General features: G+C 68.6%; 22 protein-coding genes and 2 pseudogenes. 18 read left to right on the forward strand and 6 right to left on the reverse strand.

Annotation, left to right across the window (positions count from 1 at the left end):
- From AC1HC7_RS04180 to AC1HC7_RS04190, 3 genes are all read right to left on the reverse strand, one after another.
- On the reverse strand, window positions 1-219 hold a 219-nt coding region (locus AC1HC7_RS04180; RefSeq protein ID WP_479498715.1), incomplete at its 3' end, for a hypothetical protein.
- Complete coding sequence (locus tag AC1HC7_RS04185; protein ID WP_479498716.1) at window positions 182-595, reverse strand: hypothetical protein; 414 nt, start codon at window positions 593-595, stop codon at window positions 182-184. The genes AC1HC7_RS04180 and AC1HC7_RS04185, both read right to left, overlap by 38 nt.
- A 114-nt stretch (window positions 596-709) precedes the next feature.
- Window positions 710-2,980 (reverse strand): TPR end-of-group domain-containing protein, encoded by a 2,271-nt coding sequence (locus AC1HC7_RS04190; RefSeq protein ID WP_479498717.1) that lies wholly within the window; start codon window positions 2,978-2,980, stop codon window positions 710-712.
- A gap of 356 nt (window positions 2,981-3,336) precedes the next feature.
- Between AC1HC7_RS04190 and AC1HC7_RS04195 the strand changes: the two genes are divergently transcribed.
- From AC1HC7_RS04195 to AC1HC7_RS04215, 5 genes are all read left to right on the forward strand, one after another.
- Window positions 3,337-4,638, forward strand: a complete 1,302-nt coding sequence (locus tag AC1HC7_RS04195) for an extracellular solute-binding protein (RefSeq protein WP_479498452.1) — start codon at window positions 3,337-3,339, stop codon at window positions 4,636-4,638.
- Window positions 4,639-4,804: 166 nt separating this feature from the next.
- On the forward strand, window positions 4,805-5,686 hold the full coding sequence (locus AC1HC7_RS04200; RefSeq protein WP_479498453.1) for an ABC transporter permease subunit: 882 nt from the start codon (window positions 4,805-4,807) through the stop codon (window positions 5,684-5,686).
- Window positions 5,683-6,528 carry a sn-glycerol-3-phosphate ABC transporter permease UgpE gene (gene ugpE / locus AC1HC7_RS04205; protein ID WP_479498454.1) on the forward strand — a complete coding sequence of 282 codons (846 nt, stop codon included), beginning with the start codon at window positions 5,683-5,685 and terminating at the stop codon, window positions 6,526-6,528. The genes AC1HC7_RS04200 and ugpE overlap by 4 nt, the downstream gene beginning before the upstream one ends.
- A complete protein-coding gene (ugpC, locus tag AC1HC7_RS04210; protein WP_479498455.1) occupies window positions 6,525-7,586 on the forward strand; it encodes a sn-glycerol-3-phosphate ABC transporter ATP-binding protein UgpC in 1,062 nt (353 codons plus the stop codon). Before ugpE ends, ugpC begins: the two co-directional genes overlap by 4 nt.
- A gap of 25 nt (window positions 7,587-7,611) precedes the next feature.
- Complete coding sequence (locus tag AC1HC7_RS04215; protein WP_479498456.1) at window positions 7,612-8,322, forward strand: DUF1868 domain-containing protein; 711 nt, start codon at window positions 7,612-7,614, stop codon at window positions 8,320-8,322.
- On the opposite strand, the gene AC1HC7_RS04220 is transcribed toward AC1HC7_RS04215, so the two are convergent.
- Window positions 8,319-9,251 carry a zinc ABC transporter substrate-binding protein gene (locus AC1HC7_RS04220; protein WP_479498457.1) on the reverse strand — a complete coding sequence of 311 codons (933 nt, stop codon included), beginning with the start codon at window positions 9,249-9,251 and terminating at the stop codon, window positions 8,319-8,321. The genes AC1HC7_RS04215 and AC1HC7_RS04220 overlap by 4 nt on opposite strands.
- A gap of 82 nt (window positions 9,252-9,333) precedes the next feature.
- Here AC1HC7_RS04220 and AC1HC7_RS04225 point away from each other — a divergent pair, with 82 nt between their 5' ends.
- The 4 genes from AC1HC7_RS04225 to AC1HC7_RS04240 all read left to right on the forward strand — a co-directional run bounded on the left by AC1HC7_RS04225 (window position 9,334) and on the right by AC1HC7_RS04240 (window position 11,872).
- Window positions 9,334-9,870 carry a Fur family transcriptional regulator gene (locus tag AC1HC7_RS04225; protein ID WP_479498458.1) on the forward strand — a complete coding sequence of 179 codons (537 nt, stop codon included), beginning with the start codon at window positions 9,334-9,336 and terminating at the stop codon, window positions 9,868-9,870.
- Complete coding sequence (locus AC1HC7_RS04230; RefSeq protein WP_479498459.1) at window positions 9,867-10,631, forward strand: ATP-binding cassette domain-containing protein; 765 nt, start codon at window positions 9,867-9,869, stop codon at window positions 10,629-10,631. The genes AC1HC7_RS04225 and AC1HC7_RS04230 overlap by 4 nt, the downstream gene beginning before the upstream one ends.
- Window positions 10,624-11,427, forward strand: a complete 804-nt coding sequence (locus tag AC1HC7_RS04235; RefSeq protein WP_479498460.1) for a metal ABC transporter permease — start codon at window positions 10,624-10,626, stop codon at window positions 11,425-11,427. The genes AC1HC7_RS04230 and AC1HC7_RS04235 overlap by 8 nt, the downstream gene beginning before the upstream one ends.
- 160 nt (window positions 11,428-11,587) lie before the next feature.
- Window positions 11,588-11,872 (forward strand): hypothetical protein, encoded by a 285-nt coding sequence (locus AC1HC7_RS04240; protein ID WP_479498461.1) that lies wholly within the window; start codon window positions 11,588-11,590, stop codon window positions 11,870-11,872.
- A 45-nt stretch (window positions 11,873-11,917) separates the two neighbouring features.
- Here the strand turns inward: AC1HC7_RS04240 and AC1HC7_RS04245 are convergent, their stop codons facing one another.
- Window positions 11,918-13,300, reverse strand: a complete 1,383-nt coding sequence (locus AC1HC7_RS04245; RefSeq protein WP_479498718.1) for a M20/M25/M40 family metallo-hydrolase — start codon at window positions 13,298-13,300, stop codon at window positions 11,918-11,920.
- A 165-nt stretch (window positions 13,301-13,465) separates the two neighbouring features.
- Here AC1HC7_RS04245 and AC1HC7_RS04250 point away from each other — a divergent pair, with 165 nt between their 5' ends.
- The 7 genes and pseudogenes from AC1HC7_RS04250 to AC1HC7_RS04280 all read left to right on the forward strand — a co-directional run bounded on the left by AC1HC7_RS04250 (window position 13,466) and on the right by AC1HC7_RS04280 (window position 18,984).
- Window positions 13,466-15,325, forward strand: coding sequence for a LacI family DNA-binding transcriptional regulator (locus AC1HC7_RS04250; RefSeq protein WP_479498719.1), 1,860 nt, complete (start codon window positions 13,466-13,468; stop codon window positions 15,323-15,325).
- A 65-nt stretch (window positions 15,326-15,390) separates the two neighbouring features.
- A pseudogene (locus AC1HC7_RS04255) lies at window positions 15,391-15,456 on the forward strand (hypothetical protein); the annotation flags it as partial.
- A 100-nt stretch (window positions 15,457-15,556) separates the two neighbouring features.
- Window positions 15,557-15,826: pseudogene (locus AC1HC7_RS04260) on the forward strand (sugar ABC transporter ATP-binding protein); the annotation flags it as partial.
- A 283-nt stretch (window positions 15,827-16,109) separates the two neighbouring features.
- Window positions 16,110-17,123, forward strand: a complete 1,014-nt coding sequence (locus AC1HC7_RS04265; RefSeq protein ID WP_479498720.1) for an ABC transporter permease — start codon at window positions 16,110-16,112, stop codon at window positions 17,121-17,123.
- A 3-nt stretch (window positions 17,124-17,126) separates the two neighbouring features.
- Window positions 17,127-17,594, forward strand: a complete 468-nt coding sequence (locus AC1HC7_RS04270) for a phosphotriesterase family protein (RefSeq protein ID WP_479498465.1) — start codon at window positions 17,127-17,129, stop codon at window positions 17,592-17,594.
- Window positions 17,591-17,992, forward strand: a complete 402-nt coding sequence (locus AC1HC7_RS04275; RefSeq protein WP_479498497.1) for a phosphotriesterase family protein — start codon at window positions 17,591-17,593, stop codon at window positions 17,990-17,992. The genes AC1HC7_RS04270 and AC1HC7_RS04275 overlap by 4 nt, the downstream gene beginning before the upstream one ends.
- Window positions 17,989-18,984, forward strand: coding sequence for a glutamine amidotransferase (locus tag AC1HC7_RS04280; RefSeq protein WP_479498721.1), 996 nt, complete (start codon window positions 17,989-17,991; stop codon window positions 18,982-18,984). The genes AC1HC7_RS04275 and AC1HC7_RS04280 overlap by 4 nt, the downstream gene beginning before the upstream one ends.
- Here the strand turns inward: AC1HC7_RS04280 and AC1HC7_RS04285 are convergent.
- Entirely contained in the window at window positions 18,896-19,384 is a 489-nt protein-coding gene (locus AC1HC7_RS04285; protein WP_479498467.1) for an Lrp/AsnC ligand binding domain-containing protein, read from the reverse strand. The genes AC1HC7_RS04280 and AC1HC7_RS04285 overlap by 89 nt on opposite strands.
- A 223-nt stretch (window positions 19,385-19,607) precedes the next feature.
- On the opposite strand from AC1HC7_RS04285, the gene AC1HC7_RS04290 reads away from it, so the two are divergent.
- Both AC1HC7_RS04290 and AC1HC7_RS04295 read left to right on the forward strand, forming a co-directional pair.
- Window positions 19,608-20,045, forward strand: a complete 438-nt coding sequence (locus AC1HC7_RS04290; protein ID WP_479498468.1) for a universal stress protein — start codon at window positions 19,608-19,610, stop codon at window positions 20,043-20,045.
- Window positions 20,046-20,060: 15 nt separating this feature from the next.
- Window positions 20,061-21,608, forward strand: a complete 1,548-nt coding sequence (locus AC1HC7_RS04295) for an alanine/glycine:cation symporter family protein (RefSeq protein ID WP_479498469.1) — start codon at window positions 20,061-20,063, stop codon at window positions 21,606-21,608.
- Window positions 21,609-21,711: the final 103 nt, after the last annotated feature.

Genomic DNA, 21,711 nt, shown 5'->3' on the forward strand with positions numbered 1-21,711 from the left:
TTCGGCGGACAGCGCGGCAACGGCGCTTTCGTCGCCGAGCAAGGCCCTGGCCGCGATCAGCCCGCCAAAAACCTCCGAGGACGGCTTGACGCCGTTGCCATCGAGGAATGGGTGTTCGGGCAGCCAGGTCTCCAATGCAGCGTTGTAGGTTTCCTGATCTGCCGATTTCATGTCTGGCAGGTCAACCGCCGGCGGCGACTTGCAAAGCAGCGCGGCCATCCGGCTGCCGTTGGCGGTCTTCGTCGCGCAGGCTCTGGGCTTGCCGTTTGGTGAATTCGATCGCCATGCGCTCGTCAAAACACCCGATTTCGGGAACCGGCGCTTCTATCCCCTTGTCATGGAGCCAGACCCACGCGTCCTGCGCCGCGCCGGTTCGCCCCAGCAGCATGATCGGTGTCCGACTGTCGCAGGATAGCTCTGACGCATCCGTCATGAAGGCTGCAAAACCGTCCTGAGTGACGCGCATGCGCGCTTCATCAAGGCCATCGAGGATCAGCGCGACCTCGCCGCCGAGAACCGGCTGATGCAGGCTGTCGCTTTCAGCCGAGGCATCCAGAATCCAGCGATGGAATAGGTCATTGATTCCTCGCATCATGGGTGCGCCGCGCGCATCTTGATACGCTTTCGGGCCGGCAAGCGGAAGCTTTTGCGCGGGTTCGCGCGGCGCCTGCGCCCCGGGGCCGATGAACTGCCGGGGCCCGCCGCGCGCCTAGCCGCCGGAGGATTGCGCCGCGTCCGCCGCGATCGGGGTGGCGACGCCGTAGCGATCGTCGGGACCGTCATAGCTGTAGAGGAGCCGCGCGCCGGTCGGGACCTGCGCCACCATGCGCCCGACCTCGGATTTCCGGCCCTTCCGGGCCTTGCGGGCGGCGGGGCGCAGGGGATAGGCGAGGATCTCGGCGCTGAGCGGGCGGCCCAGCGCGTCGCGGGTCAGCACCCTTGCGCCGTGGCGGGTGAAAGCGGCGACCCCGTCGGGGCCGGTGCGGGACCAGCCCAGCGGGCGGCCTTGGGAGTCATAGAGGTAATCGTCGCGCCAGCGCCGCTCGGCGTAGAGGAACGGGTCGGAATAGCGTTCCTGCCGTTCGGGGGCGTCGTAGCTCACCGACCGGATGCGGCCCTGATCGTCATAGACCCGGGTCTCGCGCGGCGGGAAGGCCATGGAAACGAAGGCGGGCGCCGAGTAATGCACGCCGTTATTGGCGAACACGCCGATGTCGACGCGCTGGCTGCGCAGTTCCGGCGCGCCGGGGACGGAGATTTCGTCATGCCAGGGGATGACGATTTCCGCCGCGGTTCCGGCCGCGTCCAGCGGGGTGATGCGGATGCGGGTGGCGTCGCCGCGCAGCACCACCCATTTGAAGGTCAGATCGCGCCCGTTGGGGTCGCGGGTGGCGGCGGCGGAAACCACCATGCGCCGTTCGCCCGCCGTGCCCCGCGCGATGCGCGCGATCGCCGAGGGCGTGTCGAACAGGGTCTCGCTCAAGCCCTCGCCGAACAGCTCGATGCCGGCCACGGGGCGGTCTTCCTCGACCACGCGCAGGCGCACCATGGGCGGCAGCCCGTCCACGGTCAGCAGGTTGGCGCGGCGCACGATCTTGCTGATCGCCAGCGCCTTGCGGTCGAACACCGTGGGATGCGCGCGCCCGCTGAGATAGGCGTTGACCGAGGTCACGTGCTTCTGGCCCCAGCGCAGCAGGGTCTGGATCGTCGGCGCCAGCAGCCCGTTCTTCACCGCGAAGGCCTTTACCTCGGGCTGCAGGGCGGCCATGGCCAGTCCGATCGCCAGCAGGAACCGCTGGTCGGACCCCGACGAGCCCTGCGAGGTCACCGCATACGGCGTGTTGGCCGGGAACACGTCGCCCCAGAACGGGTCGTGGTCGTTATGCTCGGGATAGACGTAGATCTGGTTGGAGACGTATTGGCGGAACAATTCGCGCGCGCCGTCGGGCGAGGTCAGCGCCTGGCGGGTCATCGACCGCCAGCCCGGGCCGCCCTTGCGCGCGGTCGAGGAATTGCCCAGCGTCGGCGCGCCGAAATCCAGCGGCCGCTTCAACCCGTAGTCGAACCCGGCCCGGCGCGCCGCCGCGTCGTATTCGACCCGCGCCAGCTGGGGCAGCTGATCGGCGGGCAGCAGCGAATGGCCGCGATCGAGATTGTCGTAGAGGTCGCCGCCATTGCCCGCGGCGCGCCCGCGCCGATACCAGAGATTGACCAGCCGCCCCAGCTTGCCGTCCCGGCCGCTGACCGGGCCGGGCGGGCGAGCGTCGGGAAAATCGAAGAAAATGCGGAACGACCGGGTGGCGGGCGCGAACAGCGCGTTGGCCTCGCTGACCGGCGCGACGCCGTCGACCACCTTCGCCGGGACCGGGGCGGGGACCGGGCGCACGGCCTCGGGGGGCGGCGGGGTCCGCATGCGCTGCAGGATCGCGGCGAATTCCGGGTCGCCGGCGAACCCCGCGAAGGCGGGTTCGGCGAGGGTCTCGTCAACCGCTCTGAGCCCCAGATCCACGGCGCGCGACAGGCTGGCCAGCGCCCCTTCGCGCTCGCCCAGATGAGCGCGCACGGTGGCGAGGCTGTAATGCATCGCGTACATCTCGGGATAGGCGCGGATCACCGCCTGAAGCAGCGCGGCGCTTTGCCTGAGATCGCCTTTGCTGAAGCTGAAGGCGATCTGGCGCAGCTGGTCGAGAAACGCCGGCTGGCTGAAGGGGGGGACCTCCTCGGGGCGGCGCGGCCGGAAATTCGCCGGTCGCGCGGCGGGCGCGGTCCTCTGGGCGGTCTTCTGGGCGGATCGCGGGGTTTTGGCGTCGGCCTTGGCGTCGGCGGGCCGGGCTGCGGGGGTCGGCGCGGCGGCGGGCGCCGATTGCGCGCGCAGGGGCGGGGCCGGCGCAAGCGCAAGCGCGAGGGCCAGACTGCCGGCCAGCGCCGCGAACCGGCCGGTGCGGCGCGAAAGACGGGCGGCGCATGGGGGTGGGGTCATCTCGGGGTCTCCATCATGCGCATCGGCGTTCAGATCCGAACCGGGGGTCAGGGGCGTTCATGGGCGTTCAGTGGCGGACATGGCCCGGACATGGCCCGTTCGCGCGGGGATCCCACCCGCCGCCCGGCGGCGGCCCCGGCGCTCATGGGCGGATCGCCACCTTGGCCCCGGCAAGGAGAGGACGCAAGCGCGCGTGGCGGGGCGCGCGCGCCGCGGCGCCTGTTTCTTGCCGTATTTGATCGCTTTCGTTCGGTTTTGCATTATTTTCGTTCACGAAAGGGACACTTGCTTGCAAAGCGATCGTCATCTCGGCAGAGTAGGCCGCACAGGTTAACGCAATCTCTGGAGACATGAACATGCTTCGCAGAACCTTCATTGCGGCGGGCGTTCTCGCCGCGACCGCGATCGCCGCGCAGGCGGAACCGGTCAAGATCGAGTGGTGGCACGCCATGGGCGGCACGCTGGGCGAGACGGTCAACGCCATCGCCGAGAAATTCAACGCCTCGCAGGGCGACTACGTGCTCACCCCTGTCTACAAGGGCAATTACGAGGAAACCCTGACCGCCACCATCGCCGCCTTCCGCGGCGGCGAGCAGCCCAACATCGTGCAGGTGTTCGACGCCGGCGCCGCGACCATCATCGGCGCCAAGGGCGCGGTGATTCCGGTCGCCGACCTGATGAAGGACAAGGGCGTCGCCTTTGACGCCGACGACTACATCTCCGGCGTGCGCTCCTTCTACGCCGATTCGAGCGGCAAGATGGTGGGGATGCCGTTCAACTCCTCGACGCCGATCCTCTACTACAACATCGGGGCGCTGGAGAAAGCCGGGGTCAAGCCGCCCAAGACCTGGGAGGAGTTCGAGACCATCGCCCCCAAGCTGAAGGCGGCGGGCTATGTCGCGCTGTCCCAGTCGCACACGCCCTGGATCTTCACCGAGAACTTCTTTTCGCGCCACGACATCCAGTTCGCCACCAACAACAACGGCTATGACGGCCCCAAGGGCACCAAGATCCTGATCAACTCCCCCGAGATCAAGATGCACTTCACCAAGGTGAAGGAATGGCTCGACAACGGCTATTACAAGTATTACGGCGCGGGCTGGGGCGACAACCAGCAGCCCTTCGAGCGTGGCGAAGTCGCCATGTGGCTGGGGTCCTCGGGGTCCTTCGGCGGGCTGAAGAAATCCATGAGCGCGCCGTTCTCGGCCACCTATCTGCCCTACTGGGCCTCGATCGACGGCGCCGGCACCAACACCTTCATCGGCGGCGCGGCGCTGTTCGCCATGTCGGGCAAGTCGGACGCGGAGAACAACGCCACGGCGCGTTTCTTCGAATTCCTGTCCTCCAAGGAAATCCAGCTGTTCTGGCACAAGCAGACCGGCTACGTGCCGATCACCAACGCCGCCTATGAACTGGCCAAGTCGCAGGGCTACTACAAAGAGGTGCCCCAGGCCGAGGTCGGCATCCTGCAGCTGTCGCTGCCGGGCGGCAAGTGGACCAAGGGCTATCGCATGGGCTTCTACGTGCAGATCCGCGACGTGATGACCCGCGAATACGGCAAGATCTTCGCCGGCGAGACCTCGGTGGATGAGGGCTTCAAGGTCATCGAGACCGAAGGCAACAAGCTGCTGGAGCGGTTCGCCAAGACCGCCGGCTGAAGCCGCGCCCGACGCCCGCCGCGCCCCGCCCGACGCGGGGCCGGCGGGTCTGACGCCGCAGGGAGGCGCGCGGGCCGCGCCTTCCCGCATCCGCCCCGCCGCGCGCCGTCCGCCAGGATCCGGCGCGCGCAGGTCCGACCAGTCTCCGCGCCCCCCGGGAGCCGACATGAAAAAAATGCAGTTCAACCGTTCATGGCTGCCCTATCTGCTGCTGGCCCCGCAGATGGCGATCGTGGCGATCTTCTTCCTCTGGCCGGCGGGCGAGGCGATCAAGACCTCGTTCTTCATCGAGGACCCGTTCTTCGGCAACTCCACCTTCGTGGGCGTCGACAACTACACCGACGCGCTCACCCGCGCCGATTACGGGCGCTCGGCCTTCTTCACCCTGGTGTTCACGGTGGTGGTCGCCGCCGCCAGCCTCGGGCTGGCGCTGATGCTCGCGGTGTCCGCCGACGCGGTGCTGCGCTGGCAGGGCGGCTACAAGACCGCGCTGATGTGGGGCTACGCCATCGCGCCGCCGGTGGCCGGGCTGATCGGCGGCATGATGTTCAACCAGCATATCGGCCCGCTGTCGGATTTCATGCGCTTCCTGGGCTGGGATTTCACGCTGGGCGTCAATTACTGGGACAGCGCCTGGGCGATGATCGTGGTCGCCACCTGGAAGCAGATCCCGGTGAATTTCATCTTCTTCCTGTCCGGGCTGCAGGGCATCCCCAATTCGCTGAAGGAGGCCGCGAGCATCGATTGCCGATCCGCGTCGCGCCGTTTCTGGACCATCGTGTTCCCGCTGCTGGCGCCCACCTCGTTCTTCCTGCTGATCATCAACATCACCTACGCCTTCTTCGAGACCTTCGGCATCGTTGACGTGATGCTGAACGGCGAACCGGGCAACAACCCGGTGACGCTGGTCTACAAGGTGTATCTGGACGGCTTCCGCGGTCAGGATCTGGGCGGATCGTCGGCGCAGTCGGTGGTCCTGATGATCGCCGTGTTCATCCTCACCGTGGTCCAGTTCCGGCTGATCGAAAGACGGGTGCATTATTCATGAAACCGAAACATCAGATCTATCATCACGCGGTGCTGATGCTGGGCGCGATCCTGCTGATGGCGCCGGTGATCGTGGCCTTCCTGTCCTCCACCTACACGGCCCAGGAAATCTATTCCGAAGGCCTGCGCATCGGCTGGGGCGGCGAATTCACCGAGACCTATTCCACGGTGCTGCTCAACGAGGGCGGCTTCACCAAGAAGGTCACCGGCCTGCTGATGACCAAGAACAGCTTCATCCTCGGTTTCGGCTTCGCGCTGGGCAAGATCGTGGTGTCGATGATGGCGGCCTACGCCATCGTCTATTTCCGCTTTCCGCTGGCGTCGCTGTGCTTCTGGGTGATCTTCGCGACGCTGCTGCTGCCGCTGGAGGTGCGCATCCTGCCTTCCTATGAGGTGGTGCAGCAGATGGGGCTGCTCAACACCTACACCGGGCTGATCGTGCCGCTGATCGCCTCGGCCACCGGCACCTTCTTCTTCCGGCAGTTCTTCAAGTCGATCCCCGACGAATTGCTGGAGGCGGCGCGCATCGACGGCGCCGGACCGTTCCGGTTCTTCTGGGACATCCTGCTGCCGCTCAGCAAGACCATGATCGCGGCGATCTTCATCATCATGTTCGTGGTCGGCTGGAACCAGTATCTGTGGCCAACCCTGATGACCACGGACGAGAGCTATTTCACCCTGGTGCGCGGCATCAAGCAGATCGTGCAGATGGCCATCGGCGCCGACATCCCCGCCTATAACGAGGCGCTGGCCATGGCCATTCTGGCGATGCTGCCGCCGGTCGCGGTGGTGCTGATCTTCCAGCGCATGTTCATCAAGGGCCTTGTGGAGACCGAGAAATGACAACCCCGACGCTGGTCATCGAGAAGGCCGTCAAGCGCTACCCCAACGGCGCGATCGCCGTGAAGGGCGTGGATATCGAGGCCAGGCAAGGCGAACTGGTGGTGTTCGTCGGGCCGTCCGGCTGCGGCAAGTCCACGCTGCTGCGCATGATCGCCGGGTTGGAATCCGTCACCGAGGGCGAGATCCGCATCGCCGGCAAGCGCGTCAACGACGTGGATCCGGCGGATCGCAACATCGCCATGGTGTTCCAGAACTACGCGCTGTATCCGCATATGACGGTGCGCAACAACCTCGCCTACGGGCTGCGGAACCGCAAGACTCCGAAGGACGAGATCGACCGCAAGGTCACGGAGGCCGCCGCCCTGCTGGAGATCGGAGAGTTCCTCGACCGCCGCCCCAGCCAGCTGTCGGGCGGCCAGCGCCAGCGGGTGGCCATGGGGCGGGCGATCGTGCGCGATCCGGCGATCTTCCTGTTCGACGAACCGCTCTCCAATCTCGACGCCAAGCTGCGCACGCAGATGCGGCTCGAAATCAAGCGCCTGCAGCGTCGCCTCGGCGTCGCCACGGTCTACGTCACCCATGATCAGGTGGAGGCGATGACCCTGGCGGATCGCATCGTGGTGCTCAAGGACGGGCTGGTGGAGCAGATCGGCGCCCCGGCCGACGTCTACGCCCGCCCGGCCACCACCTTCGTCGCCAGCTTCATCGGCGCGCCGGCGATGAACCTGCTCGACGGGGTGCTGGAAAACGGCGTCCTGACCATCGCCGGCACGGCGATCCCGCTGCCGGATGTCGGCCCCGGGGGGCGCGCCGAGGTCAAGGTCGGCATGCGTCCCGAACAGGCCACGCTGACGGCCGCGGGCCAGGGGCTGCCTTTCGACGTGGATGCGGTGGAGGAGCTGGGCGCCACCCGGCTGATCCACGGCCATGTGGCGGGCGCCGATCTGGTGATCTCCACCGACGCCGCGGCGCCGCCCCCGACCGAGGCGCGCATAGGCGTCGACATCGCGCCCGGGGATCTGCACCTGTTCGAGGTCGCCAGCGGCAGGCGGCTGTGATCGAAGATCGCGGGCGGCGCGGCGCGTGAGCGTCGCCGGCGCGCTGGCGGCCCGCCGGCCCGGCGCGAAACCGTCATATCTGGACCGGCGCTTCGATGCGCGGGGCAGGGCGCTGCCCTGCGCCGGCTCCACGGTGATCGCCCATGTCGATGACGCGACGCGGGCGGCGATGACCGTGGCGCGCGACGCGATGGCGGGGGCGGATTTCGCCGATTGCTGGGCCTGGCTGCCGCCGTCGAGCTACCACATGACCTATTTCGACCTGCTGCTGCATGATCGCCGCGGGCCGGGGTTTTGGCCCGACGATCTGGCGCTCGACGCCGACGGCGCCGCGGCCGACCGCCACGTCATCGCCCGCATGCGCGGCCTTGACGTCGGCGGCGCCGCGCCGTTCCGCATGCGCGTCGTCGGGGTCAACGCCTGGGGCGACGCCGGGATCGGGGTGCAGCTCGCCCCCGACGGCGCCGCCGAAGACGCCCGGCTGCGGGGGATGCGCGACCGCATGGCGGCGCGCCTGGGGCTGGCCGCGCGCCCCGGTCACGCGGCCTATGTGTTCCACGCCACGCTGGCCTATCTGATCGACTGGCCGGGCGTGCGGGCGGCGGGCGAGGCGGATCTGGCGCTCGCCGCCGCCTCCGAGGCCCTGCGCGCCGCGCAGCCGGTGTTCACGCTCGGCGCGCCGGAATTATGCCTGTTCGACGACATGACGGAATTTCGCGTGCAGATGGTGCTTTAGCCGGGATCCTTCAGGCATGCCGCGAGGTTGGCCGCCAAGCCCTCCAGCAGCGCCGGATACAGGCCGGCGCCGGGCGAAAGCCCCGCCCCGAGCGGGTCCAGCACGCCGGCGCGCGCCGGCGTTCCGTCAACCAGCATCGCCACCAGCCTGGGTTGGAATTGCGGTTCGGAAAACACGCAGTCGACGCCTGCCTCCTCGATCCGCGTCCTGATCCGGGCGATCCGCGCCGCGCCCGGGCGCGCCGCGTCGCCGAGACTGACCGCCCCCGCCGCCGGGATGCGGAAACGCCGCTCGAAATACTGATACGAATCGTGAAACACGATGAACCCGCGCCCCCGCGCCGGCGCCAGCGTCGCGTCGATGCGCGCCTCCAGCGCCGCCAGCTCCGCCGCGCCGACTGCGGCGTTGGCCGCGTAGGCGGCGGCGTTTTCTGGGTCGATCCGCGCCAGCGCGCGGGCGATCAGCGCCAGCCAGCGCCGGGCGTTCTCCGGGTCGAGCCAGGCATGGGGATCGATGGCGTCGTCGCCGCCGTGATCCTCCTCCGCCGCGTGGTCATGGTCGGGCTCGAACACCCCGGAGTCGCGGATCGGCAGGGTTTCCGTCTCCGGCTGCGCCAGCAGCGGGATCGAAACCGCGTCAGGCGCCAGCGACGCCGCGGCGCGCTCCAGCCATGGCGTCAGCGCCGGTCCCATCCAGATGATCAGATCCGCCTCGGCGATGCGGCGCGCCTGGCTGGGGCGCAGCGCGAATCCGTGCGGCGAGGCCCCGCCGGCGACGATCAGCTCCGGCGCTCCCACGCCCTGCATCACCTGCGCCGCGAGCGCATGCACCGGCGGGATGTCCGCCGCCACTTTCGGCGCGCCGATGCAGGGGGCGGCGAGGCTGACAAGCGTTGCGCTCAGAAAGGCGGCGAAATGGGCGGCGCGCATGGCGGTGTCTCCGTGATCAGGGTTGCGCCTGCTTAGCCGATGGCGTTATAGAGTAACAAGTAAAATGTAATAAGGTAACGAGATGACCGCGCCCGACACCCTCGGCCGCCGAGGGGCGACGAGCGACGCGCCCCCCTCGGCGCCGCTGGCCTTCGCCCGCCACGATCACGCCGCCTGCCGCGCCAGCTGCATGGCGGCGGCGCGGCGGATCTGCGCCGAGCGCGGGCTGCGGCTCACCCCGGTGCGCGCGCGGGTGCTGGATCTGCTGCTGGAAAGCCACGCGGCGCTCGGCGCCTACGCGATCCTTGAACGCCTGCGGGCGGAGGGGCGCGGCGCCCAGCCGCCCGTCGCCTACCGGGCGCTGGATTTCCTGGTGGCCGGCGGGCTCGCGCATCGGATCGAAAAACTCAACGCCTTCGTCGCCTGCGCCCGCCCCGGCGAACGCCACGACCCGGCCTTCATGATCTGCCGCGACTGCCGCGAGGTCGCCGAACTCAGCGCCCCCGCCGGCGCGGCGCTCGACGGCGCCGCGGCGCGGCTGGGCTTTGACATCGAGAACCGGGTGATCGAGGCCGAAGGGCTTTGCGCCGACTGTCGCGACCATGGCGGCCGCGCATGACCGCGCCGCTGCTGCGCGCCAGCGGGATCGGCGTCGCGATCGGCGGCGCCAGCATTCTCGCGGATGTGGATTTCTCGATCGCGCAGGGCGAGATCGTCACCGTGCTGGGGCCCAACGGATCGGGCAAGACCACGCTGCTGCGGGTGCTGGTGGGGGCGCAGAAACCCACGACCGGGACCGTGCGCCGGGCCGCGGGCCTGCGGCTCGGCTATGTGCCGCAAAAGCTGCATATCGAGCGCAACATGCCGCTGACCGTGGATCGGTTCCTGGCCCTGTCGGGGGTGCGGGACCGGGGCGCGCGCGCCGCGGCGCTGCGCCGGGTCGGGGTGGCGGATTGCGCGCAAAAGCAGATGGCGGCGCTGTCCGGCGGCCAGTTCCAGCGGGCGCTGCTGGCGCATGCGCTGCTGCGGGCCCCGGATCTGCTGGTGCTGGACGAACCCACGCAGGGGCTCGACCAGCAGGGCGTGGCGCGGTTTTACGAACTGGTGGCTGAACTGCGCGCCGAACGCGGCATGGCGGTGCTCATGGTCTCGCATGATCTGCATGTGGTGATGAGCGCCTCGGACCGGGTGATCTGCCTCAACGGCCATGTCTGCTGCGAGGGCGCGCCGCATGTGGTCTCCGCCGCGCCGGAATATCGGGCGCTGTTCGGGCTGGGCACGGCGGGGGCGCTGGCGCTGTATCAGCACCGCCACGACCACAGCCATTCGCATGACCTGGCCCCGGATGATCAGGCGGGCGCGGGGGCCGGCGATGCTTGACGATTTCATCATCCGCGCGGCGCTGGCCGGGGCCGGCGTGGCGTTGGCCGCCGGGCCGCTGGGCTGTTTCGTGGTCTGGCGGCGCATGGCCTATTTCGGCGACGCCACAGCCCATGCGGCGATCCTCGGCGTGGCGCTGGCGCTGGCCATGGAGATCCCGGTGATGGGCGGCGTGCTGGCCACGGCGCTGGCCATGGCGCTGCTGGCCTCGGCCGGGTCTGGACGGCTTTACGCCATGGACACGGTGCTTGGCGTCGCGGCGCATGCGGCGCTGGCGCTGGGGCTGGTGGCGGTGTCGTTCCTGCAGGGGGTGCGGGTCGATCTGCTGGGCTATCTGTTCGGCGACATCCTGGCGGTGTCGCGTCTGGATCTGGCGGTGATCTGGGGCGGCGCGGCGCTGACGCTGGCGCTGCTGGTCTGGCGCTGGCGGGCGATGCTGACCGCGACGCTCAGCCCCGATCTCGCCACCGCCGAGGGCGGCGACCCGCGGCGCGAGCAGCTGGCGCTGACCGTGGCGCTGGCGGTGCTGGTGGCGGTGGCGCTGAAGGTGGTGGGGGCGCTGCTGATCACCGCCATGCTGATCGTGCCCGCGGCCGCCGCGCGGGCCTTCGCGCGCACGCCGGAGCAGATGGCGGCGCTGGCGGCGCTGATCGGCGCCGGGTCGGCGGGCGCGGGGCTGTGGGGCGCGTTCCGCTGGGACGCGCCGGCGGGGCCGTCGATCGTCACCGCCGCGGTGATCGCGCTGGCGCTGGCGATGCCGCTTGGCGGGGCGCTGTCGCGGCGGCGCGGCGAATAGTCGGCGCAAGGGCCGCCGATGTCGCAAACGCCATTGATTCGCGCCGCCGGGCGGGGTTGAGTGCGTCACGCCCGGGAGCCGAGCACATGATCAAGACCACGCCGCGCCACGCCAATGCCCGCCACGCCAATGCCCGCCCCGCCCGGCGCGAGGCCCGGGCATGAGCGCCCCGGATTTGGAAACCCTCGACCCGCGCGGCCTGATCCGCGAGGCCTATCGCATCGAGGGCGTCACCGCCCCCGATTGCCGGGCGATCTTCTTCGACTGGGCGCTGGGGCGCGGCGCGGCCGAGGGCTCGCCCGCGGCCATCGCCGCGCTGCTCGCCCATTACGGGCCGGGCGCCGAGGGCCACCCCATGACCGAGGTTCTGCGCCAGGGCGCCGCCGGCCCGGGCGCCGATCGCGACCGCCCCTCGCGGCGCCGCCGCATGATGCGCAAACCCTGACGGCGCGCCCGTTCCGGACCTGACCTGCCCCGGGGGGGGGGCCGTTCAGGCCAGCGTCGACAGGATGCGCGCCCAGCTGCGGATGCCCTTGTGAAAGCTGCGCATCTCGTATTTTTCATTGGGCGAGTGGATGCAGTCGTCGTCGAGCCCGAAGCCCACCATCATCGATTCCATGCCGAGGATCTTCTGGAAATGCCCGGCGATGGGGATCGAACCGCCGCAGCCGATGAAGGCGGCGTCGTTTTCCCATTCCGCGCTGAGCGCGTCGCGCGCCGCCGCGAAAACCGGCGCGCCGGTGTCCATCACCGAGGCTTTCGAGGATCCGTGCTCGATGTATTCGACGCGGCAATCGGCGGGCAGGCGCGCCGCCACATGGGCGTGCAGCGCGGCGCGGATGGCGTGGGGGTCCTGATCGCCCACCAGCCGGCAGCTCACCTTGGCCGCGGCCCGGGCCGGGATCACCGTCTTGAACCCGTCGCCGGTGTAGCCGCCGATGACGCCGTTGAATTCGCAGGTCGGGCGCGACCAGATCTGCTGCAAGGCCGGCCGGTCCGATTCGCCGGCGGGGAATTCCAGCCCGACCTCGCCCAGGAACCCGGCGGCGTCGAAATCCAGCTTTTCCCACTGCGCGGCGATCTCGGCGGGCAAGTCGGGCACGGCGTCGTAAAAACCTTCCAGCGTCACCCGACCCGCGCCGTCATGCAGATCGGCGAGGATGCGCGCCAGCACCCGGATCGGGTTTTGCGCCGGGCCGCCATACATGCCCGAATGCAGGTCGCGCGCGGCGGCGTGGATGACGATCTCCTCGCCCATCAGCCCGCGCAGCATGGTGGTGATCGCCGGGGTCCTGGAATCCCACATGCCGGTGTCGCAGATCAGCGCGAGGTCGAGCGACAGCTCCGCGCGGTTGGCCTCCAGGAACGGGACCAGCGAGGGCGAGCCGGATTCCTCCTCGCCCTCGAACAGCATGGAGATGTTGGCGGGCAGGGCCCCGGTTTCGGCGCGCCAGGCGCGGCAGGCCTCCACGAAGGTCATCAGCTGGCCCTTGTCGTCGGCTGCGCCGCGGGCGCGAATCAGTTTCGAACCATCGGCGCGGGTCTCGATCCGCGGCGCGAAGGGGTCGGCGTCCCACAGGTCCAGCGGGTCCACCGGCTGCACGTCGTAATGGCCGTAGAACAGCGTGCGGCGGCCGGCGGGGGCGTCGGGGCTGTGGGCGACGACCATGGGATGTCCCTGGGTCGCGCGCAGTTCCGCCTTGAATCCCATGTCGTCGAGTTCGCCGGCCAGCCAGGCGGCGGCCGCGGCGGTGGGCGCCTTGTAGGCGGGGTCGGTGGAGATCGATTGAAAGCGCAGCAGCGTGAACAGGCGCTCGATCGAATCGTCGAGCGTCGCGTCCACCCGGTCGAGAACGGCGGCGAGTTGGGTCATGCGAAGCGTCCCTGAATGCGAATTGGTCTGTCCCCGGAGCGGGGGCCGTCCCGGCGTCTGACGGATTGGCCCGAGGATTGGCGTTTTGCGCGCCGGAGTCCAGATCCGGCGGGCGCGCGTGGCGCGGGGGCGACGCCGCGTGAATTTTTTCATTGAAATCGCCTGATGAATTGGGGGCGTCGTCGATGCAGATCGACTTCAGCGGCGGCGACCGGCTCGCCGGATCGCATTTTCGCCGACACGATGGTGGGCTGCGCCGGGGACGACGCCATCTTCGGGGGGCTGGGCGACAAGGAGCGCCACGACCTGTCCGGCGCCGACAACATCCCGAGCCCGCGGCCCTCGACCATCCGCCAGCCGGGGCGCATGGCAGACGACGCGGCGAACGCCGCCGGTCTGTCCAAGACCACCATATCGCGATTCCTGAACGGGAACCTGGAGTTGCCCGACGCGACGCGGCGCCAGATCGAGGCGGCCATTGCCAAGCTCAACTACACGCCCAATCCCCATGCCCGGCGCCTGAGCCTCGGGCGCACCGACACCGTGGGGCTGGTGGCGCCGGACATCGCCACGCCGTTCTTCGCCACCCTGGTCGCGGCGATCGAGGCCGAGGCGGACCGGCGCGGGCTGGCGCTGTCGCTCCACGCGACGCTGAACCGGCCGGAGCGGGAAAGGCACTATCTCGAGGCGATCCAGCGCAATCACGTGGATGGGCTGATCTTCATCACCAATCACCCGGATGACGGCGATCTGTCGCGCCGCATCAACGCCGCGGGGCGGGTCGTGGTGGTCGACGAGGACGTGCCCGGCGCCCGCGTGCCGAAGGTGTTTTGCGACAATGAGCAGGGCGGCTATCTCGCCGGTCGGCACATCGCCGAGGCCGGGCATCGCCGGGCGCTGTTCGTCGGCGCGGTGGACGACATGCTCAGCGCCAAGCTGCGTTTCGCCGGCTTTCGCCGCGCCATGCGCGAGGTCTGGGGCGAATCGGCGACGGTGCTGCGCCATGAAGGCGGCTACAGCGTCGAATTCGGCCGCGTGGCGGCGTCGCGCTTCGTCGCCGAGGGCCGCCCCGCCAGCGCGATCTTCGCCACTTCGGACGAGCTTGTCATCGGGGTCATGGAGGTGCTGCGCGCGCATGCGCTGAGCGTGCCGCATGACGTTTCGCTGGCCGAGGGCAAGACGTTCGCGCTGATCCAGATCAATCTGCAGGCGCTGGTCTTCAACCAGATGAACGAGGGCGCCCAGGCCGCCGCCGACGCCGCCGGGGACAAGCTGCCGATCTCCAACGCCAACAACGATCCGGCGGCGCAGAACAGCGCCATCGAGACCTATATCCAGCAGGGCGTCGACGGGTTCGCGGTCGTGGCGATCGACGTGCACGGCATCATGCCGGCGGTCCAGCAGGCCGCCGCCGCGGGGATCCCGGTGGTGGCGATCGACGCCATCCTGCCCGAGACCGGCCCGCAAAGCGCCCGGATCGGGGTCGACAACCTGAAGGCCGGCGAGGCGCCGGGGCGGTATTTCGTCGACAACGGCTACGCCGCGGACGCCAGGCTCGGCGTCGTGGGGGCGCTGAATTCCTTCATCCAGAACATCCGCCAGGACGGGTTCGAAACCACGGTCAAGGGCGCCGGCGTGCCGGTGGTCGGCGTGGTCGACGGCCAGAACGTGCAGGACATCGCGCTGTCAGGCGCGGAAAACCTGATGACCGGCCACCCCGACATGACCGCCATCTACGCCACCGGCGAACCGGCGCTGGTCGGGGCCATCGCCGCGGTGGAGAGCCAGGGCCGGCAGGCCGACGTGAAGATCTTCGGCTGGGATCTCACGGCGCAGGCGATCAGCGGCATCGACGCCGGCTGCGTCGCCGCGGTGATCCAGCAGGACCCCGCGGGCATGGGCGCGGCGGCGGTGAAGGCGCTGGGGGCGCTGGCGACGGGCGGCGCCGTGGAGACGGTGATCTCGGTCCCGGTCACCATCGTCACGAAGGGCAATGTGGACGATTTCCGGAGCGTGTTTCGGTGATCGGCGGGGGCTCGCCCCCCCCGTCGCGCGACGCCGCCCGGCCGCTGGTGTCGCTGTCGGGCATCGTGAAGAATTTCGGATCGCATCAGGCGCTGCGCGGCGTCGATCTCGACATCCTGGCGGGCGAATGCCTCGGGCTCGTCGGCGACAACGCCGCGGGCAAGTCGACGCTGACCAAGATCATCTCGGGCCAAGATCATCTCGGGCGTCTGCATCCCGGATGGCGGGGTCATGTCGATCTGCGGCGAGCGGGTCCGCCTGACGGGGCCGGCGGACGCCCGCGCCCGGCGCATCGAGATGGTGTTCCAGGATCTCAGCCTGTGCGACCATGTCGACGTGGTCGGCAACCTGTTTCTGGGGCGCGAGCTGACCCGGGGGCCGTTTCTCGACCAGGCGCGCATGCTGCGCGAGGCCCGCGACATGCTGGACGCGCTGGGCATCCGCATCCCCAGCCTGACGCGCAAGGTGGCCAATCTGTCCGGCGGCCAGCGCCAGGCGATCGCCATCGCCCGGGCGGCCAGCTTCGCGCCCGACGTGCTGATCATGGACGAGCCCACCTCGGCGCTTGCGGTGGCCGAGGTGGAGGCGGTGCTGGCGCTGATCAACCGGGTGAAATCCAGGGGCGTCGGCGTGGTGCTGATCTCCCATCGATTGCAGGACCTGTTCCGGGTCTGCGACCGGGTCGCGGTGATGTACGAGGGAACGAAAGCGGCCGAGCGGCGCATCGGCGAGACCGATCTGCAGGATCTGGTCAACCTGATCGTCGGCGAGGGGGGCGCAGGTCGTGAGCGAGTATTCAGAGCGCGGCGCCGGATCGCCGCTGGCCGATTTCATCGCCGAGAACGCCGAATTGCTGTCCATCGCGCTGTTCTTCGTGCTGTGCCTGGTCTTTTTCGGCCTCGCCAGCGAGACCTTCTTCACCATCGGCAACCTGCTCAACATCCTGCGCCAGGCGGCGCCGGTGATGATCGTCGCGGTGGCCATGACGTTCGTCATCATCACCGCGGGCATCGACCTGTCGGTGGGGTCCATGGTGGCGCTGATCAACGCCCTGGCGGCGATCCTGCTGGCCATCTGGATGGACTGGGCGATCGCGCTGCCGCTGCTGATGCTGGTCGGCGTCGGCATCGGGCTGTTTCAGGGCTGGTTCGTCGCCTATCAGGGCATCCCCGCCTTCATCGTCACCCTGGCGGGGCTGTCGATCCTGCGCGGGATCGCGCTGCTGCTGACCCGGGGCTATTCGATCCCGATTTCCGACGCCCCGGGGGTCCTGTGGCTGGGGCGGGGGGCCGTCGCCGGGATCCCGGTCCCCGCGATCTTCCCCGCGATCATCCCCGCGATCATCGTCCTGCTGGGGTTCGTGGCGCTGTCGCGCACCCGCTACGGGCGGCGGATCGTCGCCGTGGGGTCGAACATGGAGACGGCGCGCCGGGTCGGCATGCCGGCCCGCTGGATCGTCGCCTCGGCCTACATGATTTCGGGACTGGCCTGCGCCGTGGCCGGCGTGCTGATCGCCGCCCGGCTCGGGTCGGGATCGGCCAACGCCGCCGTGGGCTTCGAATTGCAGGTCATCGCCGCGGTGGTGCTGGGGGGCGCCTCGCTGATGGGCGGCAGGGGCAGCATGTTCGGGACGCTGCTGGGGACGCTCACCATCGCGGTGATCGGCAACGGCCTGATCCTGATCAACGTGTCGCCTTTCTTCACCCAGATCGTGACCGGCGCCATAATCCTGCTGGCCATCTGGATGAACACCCGGCTGTTCGGGGCGAAGTGCCGGCTGCGGATCAGGAAGGGATAGGTCATGGCCGGCACGCTTTCGCCCGCGCATGTCGGGTCCGGCAAGGTGATGACCGTCGCCGGTCCGATCGCCGCCGAAGATCTCGGCGTCACGCTGATGCACGAACACCTGCAAAACGACTGCAGCTGCTGGTGGCACGCGCCGAGCGACCCGGCGCGCGCCTATCTGGCCGACGCGCCGGTGCGCATCGAGAACCTGGCGGAGCTGCGCCAGGATCCGTTCGTCAGCCGCCGCAACATCGCGCTGGACGACGTGGATCTGGCGATCGCGGAACTGGGCCAGTTCACCCGGGCGGGCGGGCGCAGCGTGGTGGACCCGACCTGCTGGGGCATCGGCCGCGATCCGGGCAAGCTGGGGCGCATCGCCGAGGCGACCGGGCTGAACATCGTCATGGGGTCCGGGTATTACCTCGGATCCTCGATGCCGCCGGGGAGGGCGGCGATCTGCGCCACACGGTGCTGTGCCACATGAACCCGTCGCAGGACGACCCCGGCTATCAGCGCGAGCTGGCGGACCGGGGCGCGTTTCTGGAATTCGACATGATCGGCATGGATTTCTTCTACGCCGATCAGGGCGTCCAATGCCCCAGCGACGACGAAACCGCCCGCGCGATCATGCGGCTGGTCGAGGCGGGGCATGAGGCGGGGCATTTCGACCGGATACTGCTGTCCCATGACGTGTTTCTGAAGATGATGCTGAGCGCCTATGGCGGCAACGGCTACGCGTTCGCGCTGCGCCATTTCCTGCCCCGGCTCATGCGTCACGGGATGGACGCCGCAGCGGCGCAGGCCCTGATGACGATCAATCCACGCCGCGTTTTCGACGTGAAATTCGCCGCCCGGCAAGAACTGCAAGGAACAGACGCATGAAAAGGAAAGTCCTCCTCGTCGGCGAAAGCTGGGTCAGCTCCGCCACCCATTGCAAGGGGTTCGATCAGTTCGCCTCGGTGACCTTCCACACCGGCTCGGCGCCGCTGCAAAGGGCGCTGGAGGGGTCTGACTACGAATTGACGCTGATGCCCGCGCATGAGGCGGTCGAGGGCTTTCCCTGCGATATCGAGGGCCTGCGGCGATGGGACGCCATCATCCTGTCGGATATCGGGGCCAATTCGTTCCTGCTGTCGCAAGCGGTCTGGGTGCAGTCCAGGACCACGCCCAACCGGCTGAAGCTGCTGAAGGACTGGGTGGCGCAAGGCGGCGCGTTGATCATGGTCGGCGGCTACCTGTCGTTTCAGGGCATCGACGGGCGCGCCCGCTGGCGGCGGACCCCGGTCGAGGACACGCTGCCCGTGACCTGCCTGCCCTGGGACGACCGGGTCGAGATCCCCGAGGGCGCGCGCGCCGAGGTGCTGCTGCCCGACCATCCGAGCGTCGCCGGGATCGAGGGCGACTGGCCGCCGCTGCTGGGGGTCAACGAGGTCGAGCCCCGCGACGCCGCGGGGGTCGAGGTCGTGGCGCGGCTGCCCGCGGCGCAGGGCGGGCATCCGTTGCTGGTGGTGGGCGGATACGGCAAAGGGGCGCACCGCGGTCTGGACCTCGGACATGAGCCCGCACTGGCTGCCGCCCGAATTCTGCGACTGGCCGGGATACCGGCTGATCTGGCGCAACCTGCTCGGCTGGGCGCTGTCCGGGGGGTGACGCCGGGCCGGCGCCGGGGCCACGCGGCAGGGGCGCCGCCCGGGGCGCCGTCGGGGCGCGAACCCATGACGGGGGAGCGGGCCAATTCCGGGCGGCATTGCTGCGCGCTCCGGCCAAGCCGGGGCGGATCAGACATCATGAGCCCACGATCGAATGCAGGTCGACGGCGATCGCCTTGCTGTCCTTCACGGTTTCCATCACCGCGAAGGAATGGGTCTGCATGACCCCGGGGAGCTTGCCGATGCGATCGCCGAGCACCTCGCGGTAATGGGCGATGTCGCGGGTCAGCACCTGCAGCATGAAATCGAAATGCCCGGCGATCATCAGGCAGCACTGGATCTCCGGGACCGTCACCACCGCGCGCTTGAAGCGTTCCAGCCCGTCATCGCTGCTTTGCTTCAGGCTCACATGCACGATCGTCAGGTGATTGAGCCCGATCGACGCAGGGTTGAGCATCGCCTGATAGCCGCCGATCACCCCGGTGGATTCCAGTCGTCGCACCCGTTCCGAACACGGGGTCTTGGTGAGGTTGACGCGCCTTGCGAGTTCTACGATCGACAGCCGACCGTTTTTTTGCAGCTCCTCCAGGATGCGTCGATCAATACCATCAAAATTCCTGCTCATACAGACAATTTTCCTTCTGTTTTCCCAAAAATCAGGAAAATATACTACATAATTGCATAGATTGGGCCCATTAACCAGACGAAATGCCTATACTGGTTTCAGGGGATACGGAACCCGAAATCACCCCGCTTCAGACCGGTTCGCCGGCCCGCGCACGCGGCGCGGGCATCCCCCCGGCCGCCGGTCCGCAGGCAAGACGGGCAAGGAACAGGACATTGGGAGCATGACGGCAAAACTTGTTATCGGCCTTGACGGCCACGGTTCTGGCGACAGGGCGCTGGCCTATGGGCGACGCATGGCGAAACTGATTGGAGATTGCGAACTGCTGGTGGTCTACGTCATCGAGTGGTCGCCCTATTCCTTCCAGACCAACGAGGAGAACGCGCAGCGCCACAAGCGCCGGGAGGAGGAGATCTCGGTCGCCATGGAGCGGGTCGTGGAGCCCGCCGTCGCCAGCCTGAAGGCCGAGGGCTTCGCCGCGCGCGGCCTGGTGCGCCACGGCGACGTGGCGGACACGCTGAACGCCCTGTCCGTCGAGGAGGGCGCCGATCAGATCATCGTCAGCCGGTCGTCGGAGGGCGGTTTCGCAAAGCGCATTTTCGGCAGTTCAACCGCCAATCTGGTGATGAGCGCCAGCGTGCCGGTCACGGTCGTCGGCTAAAAAAGGGATCCATTCATGAACATCAATCTCAAGACCCTGCTCGCGGCGGGGCTGGCCGGGGCTGCGGCGACGCCCGCCGTGGCGCAGGAGGCCATGAGCCTCGACCAGCAGGTGAACCAGGCGTTCGCCGCCTTCACCGGGCCGTTCGTCAGCTTCATCTTCGCGCCGCTTCCGGGCACCAGCTTTCCCTGGATCGTCATGTGGCTGGTGGTGGCGGCGTCGATCTTCACGCTGTATTTCGCCTTCGTGCAGTTTCGCTTCTTCGGTCACGCCATCTCGCTGGTGAAGGGCGATTATTCCGACCCTGACGACGCGGGCGAGGTCAGCCATTTCCAGGCGCTGGCCACGGCGCTTTCGGGCACGGTCGGGCTTGGCAACATCGCCGGCGTGGCGGTGGCCGTGGGCATCGGCGGGCCGGGGGCCACGTTCTGGATGATCCTCGCGGGCCTGCTGGGCATGGCGTCGAAATTCACCGAATGCACGCTCGGGGTGAAATACCGCAACGAATACGAAGACGGCACCGTGTCGGGCGGCCCGATGTACTACATCTCCAAGGGCTTCGTCGAACGCGGGGCGCCGGGGGGCAAGCCGCTGGCGGTGCTGTTCTCGGTGTTCTGCATCCTCGGCGCGCTTGGCGGGGGCAACATGTTCCAGGCCAATCAGGCCCATGCGCAGATTTCCGGCATCGTCGGCGATTATCCGGGCTGGATCACCGGCGTGGTGTTTGCGGCGGTGGTGTTCGCGGTCATCGTCGGCGGGGTCAAGTCCATCGCCCGGGTCACGGAAAAGGTGGTGCCGTTCATGGGCATTCTCTACGTGGGCGCGGCGCTGATCATCCTGCTGGTCAACTACGACAAGATCGGCTGGGCCTTCGGCGAGATCGTCGACGGCGCCTTCACCGGGCTCGGGGTCGCGGGCGGCCTTGTGGGCGCGCTGATCCAGGGCTTCAAGCGGGCGGCGTTTTCCAACGAGGCGGGCGTCGGGTCCGCGGCGATCGCGCATTCGGCGGTGAAGACCAAGGAGCCGATCACCGAGGGCTTCGTGTCGCTGCTGGAACCGCTGATCGACACCGTGGTGATCTGCACCATGACGGCGCTGGTCATCGTCATCTCGGGGCAGCTGATCAGCGATCCCGAAACCGGGCTCTATGTGCTGGACGGGTCGCGGATCGCCACCGTGGACGGCAACACCGGCGTCGCGCTGACCTCGGCGGCCTTCGCTTCGGGGATCAGCTGGTTCCCCTACGTGCTCGCCGTCGCGGTGGTGCTGTTCGCGTTCTCCACCATGATCTCGTGGTCCTATTACGGGCTCAAGGCCTGGACCTACCTGTTCGGCGAGGGCAAGACCACGGAACTGGTGTTCAAGGTGATCTTCTGCGTGTTCGTGGTGATCGGCGCCGCCGCCAGCCTCGGCCCGGTGATCGATTTTTCCGACGCGGCGATCTTCGCCATGGCGGTGGTCAACATCACCGCGCTGTATGTGCTGATGCCGGTGGTCAAGCGCGAGCTGAATTCCTACGCCAGCCGGTTGAAATCGGGCGAGATCAAGCGTTTCGTCCACTGACGACAGCGCGTGCGAGAATTGGAAAGGCGGGCCGTCGCGGCCCGCCTTTTTTTGTTCCGGGGGCGCATCTGGCGCGTTCGGGGCGGCTGTGGCGCGTTGGGCG

The sequence above is a fragment of the Oceanicella sp. genome, assembly GCF_056449545.1.

What these genes read in the sequence shown, in the direction of transcription:
- AC1HC7_RS04185 (WP_479498716.1), bottom strand. Translation starts at nt 595, where the DNA reads ATGATGCGAGGAATCAATGACCTATTCCATCGCTGGATTCTGGATGCC.
- AC1HC7_RS04295 (WP_479498469.1), top strand. Translation starts at nt 20,061, where the DNA reads ATGAACATCAATCTCAAGACCCTGCTCGCGGCGGGGCTGGCCGGGGCT.
- ugpE (WP_479498454.1), top strand. Translation starts at nt 5,683, where the DNA reads ATGAAACCGAAACATCAGATCTATCATCACGCGGTGCTGATGCTGGGC.
- AC1HC7_RS04240 (WP_479498461.1), top strand. Translation starts at nt 11,588, where the DNA reads ATGAGCGCCCCGGATTTGGAAACCCTCGACCCGCGCGGCCTGATCCGC.
- AC1HC7_RS04270 (WP_479498465.1), top strand. Translation starts at nt 17,127, where the DNA reads ATGGCCGGCACGCTTTCGCCCGCGCATGTCGGGTCCGGCAAGGTGATG.
- AC1HC7_RS04280 (WP_479498721.1), top strand. Translation starts at nt 17,989, where the DNA reads ATGAAAAGGAAAGTCCTCCTCGTCGGCGAAAGCTGGGTCAGCTCCGCC.
- AC1HC7_RS04230 (WP_479498459.1), top strand. Translation starts at nt 9,867, where the DNA reads ATGACCGCGCCGCTGCTGCGCGCCAGCGGGATCGGCGTCGCGATCGGC.
- AC1HC7_RS04220 (WP_479498457.1), bottom strand. Translation starts at nt 9,251, where the DNA reads ATGCGCGCCGCCCATTTCGCCGCCTTTCTGAGCGCAACGCTTGTCAGC.
- AC1HC7_RS04275 (WP_479498497.1), top strand. Translation starts at nt 17,591, where the DNA reads ATGAACCCGTCGCAGGACGACCCCGGCTATCAGCGCGAGCTGGCGGAC.
- AC1HC7_RS04285 (WP_479498467.1), bottom strand. Translation starts at nt 19,384, where the DNA reads ATGAGCAGGAATTTTGATGGTATTGATCGACGCATCCTGGAGGAGCTG.
- AC1HC7_RS04195 (WP_479498452.1), top strand. Translation starts at nt 3,337, where the DNA reads ATGCTTCGCAGAACCTTCATTGCGGCGGGCGTTCTCGCCGCGACCGCG.
- AC1HC7_RS04290 (WP_479498468.1), top strand. Translation starts at nt 19,608, where the DNA reads ATGACGGCAAAACTTGTTATCGGCCTTGACGGCCACGGTTCTGGCGAC.
- ugpC (WP_479498455.1), top strand. Translation starts at nt 6,525, where the DNA reads ATGACAACCCCGACGCTGGTCATCGAGAAGGCCGTCAAGCGCTACCCC.
- AC1HC7_RS04225 (WP_479498458.1), top strand. Translation starts at nt 9,334, where the DNA reads ATGACCGCGCCCGACACCCTCGGCCGCCGAGGGGCGACGAGCGACGCG.
- AC1HC7_RS04235 (WP_479498460.1), top strand. Translation starts at nt 10,624, where the DNA reads ATGCTTGACGATTTCATCATCCGCGCGGCGCTGGCCGGGGCCGGCGTG.
- AC1HC7_RS04200 (WP_479498453.1), top strand. Translation starts at nt 4,805, where the DNA reads ATGAAAAAAATGCAGTTCAACCGTTCATGGCTGCCCTATCTGCTGCTG.
- AC1HC7_RS04190 (WP_479498717.1), bottom strand. Translation starts at nt 2,980, where the DNA reads ATGACCCCACCCCCATGCGCCGCCCGTCTTTCGCGCCGCACCGGCCGG.
- AC1HC7_RS04245 (WP_479498718.1), bottom strand. Translation starts at nt 13,300, where the DNA reads ATGACCCAACTCGCCGCCGTTCTCGACCGGGTGGACGCGACGCTCGAC.
- AC1HC7_RS04250 (WP_479498719.1), top strand. Translation starts at nt 13,466, where the DNA reads ATGAATTGGGGGCGTCGTCGATGCAGATCGACTTCAGCGGCGGCGACC.